Source organism: Microcystis sp. M31BS1, from assembly GCF_020245285.1.
Taxonomy (GTDB): Bacteria; Cyanobacteriota; Cyanobacteriia; order Cyanobacteriales; family Microcystaceae; genus Microcystis; species Microcystis panniformis.
In genome coordinates, this window is sequence record NZ_JADBVE010000178.1 from 1 (window position 1) to 5,125 (window position 5,125).

7 protein-coding genes are annotated in these 5,125 nt (G+C 44.5%); 5 read left to right on the top strand and 2 right to left on the bottom strand.

Features of this window, described 5'->3' with window-relative positions:
* Positions 1 to 200 (top strand): zinc ribbon domain-containing protein (locus tag IM509_RS10475; protein WP_287716905.1); only part of this gene is annotated, 200 nt, incomplete at its 5' end.
* Between the two features lie 43 nt (positions 201 to 243).
* Here the strand turns inward: IM509_RS10475 and IM509_RS10480 are convergent.
* Positions 244 to 462 carry a DUF433 domain-containing protein gene (locus IM509_RS10480; protein ID WP_052277612.1) on the bottom strand — a complete coding sequence of 73 codons (219 nt, stop codon included), beginning with the start codon at positions 460 to 462 and terminating at the stop codon, positions 244 to 246.
* A gap of 554 nt (positions 463 to 1,016) precedes the next feature.
* Here IM509_RS10480 and IM509_RS10485 point away from each other — a divergent pair.
* Together IM509_RS10485 and IM509_RS10490 are read left to right on the top strand one after the other, a co-directional pair.
* Positions 1,017 to 1,877, top strand: a complete 861-nt coding sequence (locus IM509_RS10485; RefSeq protein ID WP_052277613.1) for a fructosamine kinase family protein — start codon at positions 1,017 to 1,019, stop codon at positions 1,875 to 1,877.
* Between the two features lie 35 nt (positions 1,878 to 1,912).
* Positions 1,913 to 2,503 carry a Uma2 family endonuclease gene (locus tag IM509_RS10490; RefSeq protein ID WP_052277614.1) on the top strand — a complete coding sequence of 197 codons (591 nt, stop codon included), beginning with the start codon at positions 1,913 to 1,915 and terminating at the stop codon, positions 2,501 to 2,503.
* Here the strand turns inward: IM509_RS10490 and murG are convergent.
* Positions 2,485 to 3,558, bottom strand: a complete 1,074-nt coding sequence (gene murG, locus IM509_RS10495) for an undecaprenyldiphospho-muramoylpentapeptide beta-N-acetylglucosaminyltransferase (RefSeq protein WP_072927596.1) — start codon at positions 3,556 to 3,558, stop codon at positions 2,485 to 2,487. The genes IM509_RS10490 and murG overlap by 19 nt on opposite strands.
* A gap of 77 nt (positions 3,559 to 3,635) precedes the next feature.
* On the opposite strand from murG, the gene IM509_RS10500 reads away from it, so the two are divergent.
* Together IM509_RS10500 and IM509_RS10505 are read left to right on the top strand one after the other, a co-directional pair.
* The gene (locus IM509_RS10500; RefSeq protein WP_052277615.1) at positions 3,636 to 4,442 is read left to right on the top strand and encodes a DUF8623 domain-containing protein; all 807 of its coding nucleotides are present in this window, start codon (positions 3,636 to 3,638) and stop codon (positions 4,440 to 4,442) included.
* On the top strand, positions 4,442 to 4,696 hold the full coding sequence (locus tag IM509_RS10505; RefSeq protein WP_256380726.1) for a cation:proton antiporter domain-containing protein: 255 nt from the start codon (positions 4,442 to 4,444) through the stop codon (positions 4,694 to 4,696). Before IM509_RS10500 ends, IM509_RS10505 begins: the two co-directional genes overlap by 1 nt.
* Positions 4,697 to 5,125 lie beyond the last annotated feature (429 nt).

The following is a 5,125-nucleotide window of genomic DNA, read 5'->3' on the forward strand; positions in this document are numbered from 1 at the left end:
AAATGCCGTTAAATGTTCGAGAATGGGACTGTCCAGACTGTGGGACTCACCATGACCGAGATGTTAACGCTAGTAAAAATATTTTGGCCGCAGGGCTTGCGGTGTCAGTCTGTAGAGCGACCATAAGACCAGAACAGAGTGAATCTGTTAAGGCAGGTGCGGAACCCCGCAAGGGACAGAAGCAGAAACCTAAATCGTGAGGTTTGGGAATCACCGTCCGTTCACGGCGGTGAGGATGTCAAGCTATGCCACCATGCCAATAACCTGTTTTCCAGCCTCCTCAAGTAGAGCAATAACCTGTTCTCTAGTTACAGTCGGAAATCCGTCCAAAAAATCATCTATGGATTCTCCCGCCTTGAGATAGTCCAGAAGCGTTTGAACAGGAACTCTAGTACCGGTAAAGACTGGAGTGCCACCCATAATCTCTGGAGATGCGCTAATGATTGAGGAGTCCCTAAGCATAAGTCTTTGACCTCTGGGTTCTATATTGATAGTCTATCAATTCTTTCTGCCCACAGTAGTTCCAAGTCAGGTAAACGGCGCGGTCTAACGTTAGATAGTGGGACAGGCTTCTGGTTCTTTGTATTTTATCTTTAATCGTAACCGGCTACTTAGCTAAAATAACTATTGCAAGAGTGCCTTTGTGCCTTTGGGAGCATCTCATTTATGCAAGTGAGTAATTATACTTATCCCTAAAACTGGTTTCCAGCAAGGCTTTCAAAATAGCTTGACATAAAAACCTGATTTAGGGGTTACAAAGGTGAGATGCTCCCAGTGCCTTTTGCCTGTTGTCTCTTGCCTTTTGCCTTCTAACTGATAACTGATAACCTATACTGAATTTAAACTGCGTATGGGAAATTTTAGTACAAATGCTCAAACTGCCTCTCCCTGATCCCCGCTCCCCGCTCCCCTGCAATCTTAACGAGTAATTTAGATAGTCAACAGCTTAACTGATAACTGATAACTGATAACTGATCACTGATCACTGATAACTGATAACTGATAACTGATAAACCATGTGGACTCAAATTGCCCGACATATTACCCAAACCACGGAAAAACCTTTTGAAATTGAGAAAAGTCATCCCGTTAGTGGTGGCTGCATCAATCAGGGTTATGCGGTCAGTGGCAATGGTTTAATTTATTTCGTTAAGATTAACCAAGCGAACCAAGAGGCCATGTTTGCCGCCGAAGCTTTAGGATTAAAGCAAATTCACGCTACCAAGACTATCAGGGTTCCGGAGCCAATTTGTTGGGGAATTGCCGAGAAATCTAGTTATTTAGTGCTAGAGTGGTTAGAATTCGGCGGTGGCAATAGCCAAAGCTGGGAAAAAATGGGGCAAAATTTAGCTCGTTTACATCAAGTTTCCCTGTCCGATCGCTTTGGTTGGCAGTGTAATAATACCATTGGTTCTACTCCCCAGATCAATACCGTTAGTAACAATTGGGCGGATTTTTTCGCTCATCAGCGTATTGGCTATCAATTAAGACTTGCGAAGGAGCGCGGCGGCAATTTTCCCGACGAGGATCAAGTTATTCCCGCTATTAGCGAGATTTTGAGTCAGCATCAACCCCATCCCTCCCTCGTCCACGGTGATTTGTGGTCGGGAAATGCGGCAATTACCGTCGATGGGGAACCGGTAATTTTAGACCCTGCCACCTATTGGGGAGACCGGGAGGTAGATTTAGCCATGACGGAACTTTTTGGCGGTTTTCCGGCGGCTTTTTATCGGGGTTATAACGATGTTTTCCCCCTCGATGCTGGTTATCAAAAGCGCAAAACTCTTTACAATCTCTACCATATTCTCAACCACTTTAATTTATTTGGTGGTGGTTACGCTTCCCAGGCCAATCGGATGTTGCAGGAAATTCTTTAAGGGTTTTACTTGTGAATATTTACCGAGGATAAATTATGTCTATTCGAGAAACTACTGTGATGAAAACTCCAGAGACAAAAGTATGGACTGATGCAGAGTTTATGGCGTTACCTGACGATGGTAATCGTTACGAATTGGTCAAGGGAGAGTTAATTAATCTGGGTAATTCTGGGGCTTTACACGGTTATATTGCCATTATTTTAAGTGCTGCTTTATTCGCTTTAGTAACATCTCGAAAACTAGGGGTATTATTGGACTCCAGCACTGCTTTTACTATGAAAAATGGCAATAAACGTTCTCCCGATATAGCTTTTTTTGCCAAGGAACGTCTGCAAGAATTGGAAGAATTGCCGACGGGTTTTTTAGAAGGTGGGCCCGATTTAGTGGTAGAAATTCTCTCTCCAGGGAATACAGTGGCAGAAATCGAGGACAAAATTGCCGAATATTTTGCCAATGGGACTCGTTTGCTCTGGGTTATCAGTCCAGGTCAACACTATGTCTTAGTTTATCGTTGCGGGTACGAACCGCGGGGATTATTAACATCAGGAGATTTTCTGGAGGGGGAAGATGTGGTTCCGGGGTTCACTTTTCCCGTGGCTGATTTGTTTCAAAAACTATCTTTTTGACTCTTTCTTCTCAACAAATCGGCTAATAAATCGGCACTATCACTAATGGCTAGATGAGAAGCTTGTTGGGCCATGGCGGACAATTTTTCGGGATTAGACCATAAATCCAGGACTAATTCGCCTAAAAACTGAGCAGTTAACTCATTTTGACGATAAAGATAAGCGGCTTGAGCTTCAGCGAAAACTTTGGCATTATAGAACTGATGGTCTTCGGCAGCAAAAGGATAGGGAATTAAAATCGAAGGCGTACAAGTGATCGCTAATTCTGTTAAAGTGCTGGCTCCGGAGCGACTGATAGCCAGATTAGCTCTTTGCCATAATCCCGCCATATTGTCGTAAAAAGGCCGGGAAAAATAGTTAGAATGGCGCAAACTATCCGCTTCGGGGTCGTTTTCTCCCGTGAGATGCACGATATAAATACCTTTTTCTAACCATTGGGGAGCGCTTTGTCGGACAATTTGATTAAGAGCCACGGCCCCTTGAGAACCACCGGCAACGACAATTAAAAAAGCAGTCTCTGGAATCGGTAAATCCAGGGACTGGGGAATGAGAAACTGCTCTCGTACAGGCGTACTAGCCCAAGTGGTGCGAGTGCCGGGTAAATAGCTGGCGGTTCCCTGAAAACCGAGGGCAACCGTATCGCACCAGCGACCGAGAACTTTCGTGACTTTGCCCGGTATGTAGTTAGATTCGTGTAGGATGACGGGAATATTGGCTAAACGAGCCGCTAAAATGGTCGGGCCCGCGATATAACCCCCGGTGGTAAAAACTGCCGCTATCTGACGTTTTTTGATTAAACTACGCACTTGCCAAATGGCCCGCAGTTGACCGAACAGAATCTTGAGAGTTTTTAACCCCAAACGGGTTTGAAACCCCTCAATCGGGATAGTGTGCAGGGGGTAGGTTTTTGGAACTAAGGACTGTTCCAGACGGTCTGGAACTCCTAACCATTCAATCTCGTAATCCGGCAAGCGCTCGGCCAGGGCCAAAGCGGGAAATAAATGACCACCAGTACCACTAGCGGCAATCAAGAGACGGGTTGGAGTGCGTGCCATAATTCGAGAGAGGGTAAATTCAGTCCTAGAATGAAATAATCTACCATAGTTATCGATCCTTACACAAACTATCACTAATGCGTAACTTGAACACAATCCCCGATAAATTTTTTCGTCAATCCCTCAATTTTTCTCTATCGTTGCTGTTAGGTTTGGGGTTAACTTTTACCCTTGCCACCGGTCTGCGGGCCGAAAAGCCAGAAACTGCTCCAGCTAATTTAAAAACCCTTATCTCCAAAATTGAAACGGCGGCTAATGAGCGGGATATCAAGCAATTAATGGAGTTTTATAGTCCAAAATTTACTAATTCCGATGGCTTGACCTACGAAAAAACTAAAAAGGCTTTAACTCATTTTTGGGAACGTTATAACAATCTACAATACACCACGACTCTCGAATCTTGGAGTCGTTCCGGGGACAAGTTAACGGCCAATACAATTACTAAAATTACCGGGACAGGAAAGGTGCAGGGAAGAGTGGTGGGAATGAATGCTACGATTCGTTCTCGTCAACAATTTCAAGGGAATAAACTGGTTTATCAGGAGATTTTAAGCGAGAGAGTCGAGTTAAGCACCGGCAAAAATCCCCCCAGTATTCAAGTGAGAATTCCGGAAAGGGTGAAAGTGGGTCAAGAATTTGATTTTGATGTGATTGTTCGCCAACCTTTAGGGGATGATTTATTGGCCGGAGCGGCGATCGATGAGAAAGTAGATATTGAGCGTTATATTAATACAAAGCCTCTAGAATTGGAATTATTACAGTCCGGCGGTTTATTTAAGCGGGTAAAAGCGCCGGCAACACCAGAAAATCGTTGGTTATCGGCGATTTTAATTCAAGGAGATGGGATTGTTGTCGTTACTCAACGGGTTAAGGTAGAAAAGTAATTGTTATCTGGGTTTTGCGGCAAAAAGCTTGTTGGTGGGGTGTGGGTATGATTCCCCGGGGTGAGGTGGGTCTAGTTTTTGCCTGGATTGGCTCGGCCAGCGGAATTTTGGATAAGCCTTTGGAGGTGTCGATTATTATTATGGTAATCTTGACGACTTTCCTGGCCCCTCCCTTCCTCAGAATTGCTTTTGGTAAGACGGAATCTGTTGCCGAAACCCTAGAAAGCAAGGATTCGGCTAATCCTATTCCTTAATTTTGCGGGTAAAATCTGATTTTTTAGACGAGGCTGAAGCATTTTCAGCCTTTTTACAAATCTATGCTAAGGATCACCGGAGCGATCGAGGTAAGATTTGAGAGTATCTAATCTTTTTCCTATGTTCGAGCAGACATTTAAGAATATCGACGATATTCTCCGAAAAGAGGCGGGATGCGCAACGGAGTTAGATTACGCGGAACAGATCTCCTAGATTCTCTTTTTGAAGCAAATTTTGTAGAAATACAACTATCGTGGGGCGGACGAAAAGTAACGCGCAGGCGTAAGAACCCACATTCCGCACCCTAAGTGTCACAACGTCTCAAAAGAGGAAGATGCCTGAGTCAAAATACTTATCTAGAGGAGTGAGTTGGCGGCAAGCTGCCGGCAACTAAGCCGAAAATTCCAGGGTTCCCCCAGTCATTCGCA

Excerpts from the sequence above, each read along its gene's own strand:
- IM509_RS10480 (WP_052277612.1), bottom strand. The coding sequence starts at position 462 with ATGCTTAGGGACTCCTCAATCATTAGCGCATCTCCAGAGATTATGGGT.
- IM509_RS10485 (WP_052277613.1), top strand. The coding sequence starts at position 1,017 with ATGTGGACTCAAATTGCCCGACATATTACCCAAACCACGGAAAAACCT.
- IM509_RS10490 (WP_052277614.1), top strand. The coding sequence starts at position 1,913 with ATGTCTATTCGAGAAACTACTGTGATGAAAACTCCAGAGACAAAAGTA.
- murG (WP_072927596.1), bottom strand. The coding sequence starts at position 3,558 with ATGGCACGCACTCCAACCCGTCTCTTGATTGCCGCTAGTGGTACTGGT.
- IM509_RS10500 (WP_052277615.1), top strand. The coding sequence starts at position 3,636 with ATGCGTAACTTGAACACAATCCCCGATAAATTTTTTCGTCAATCCCTC.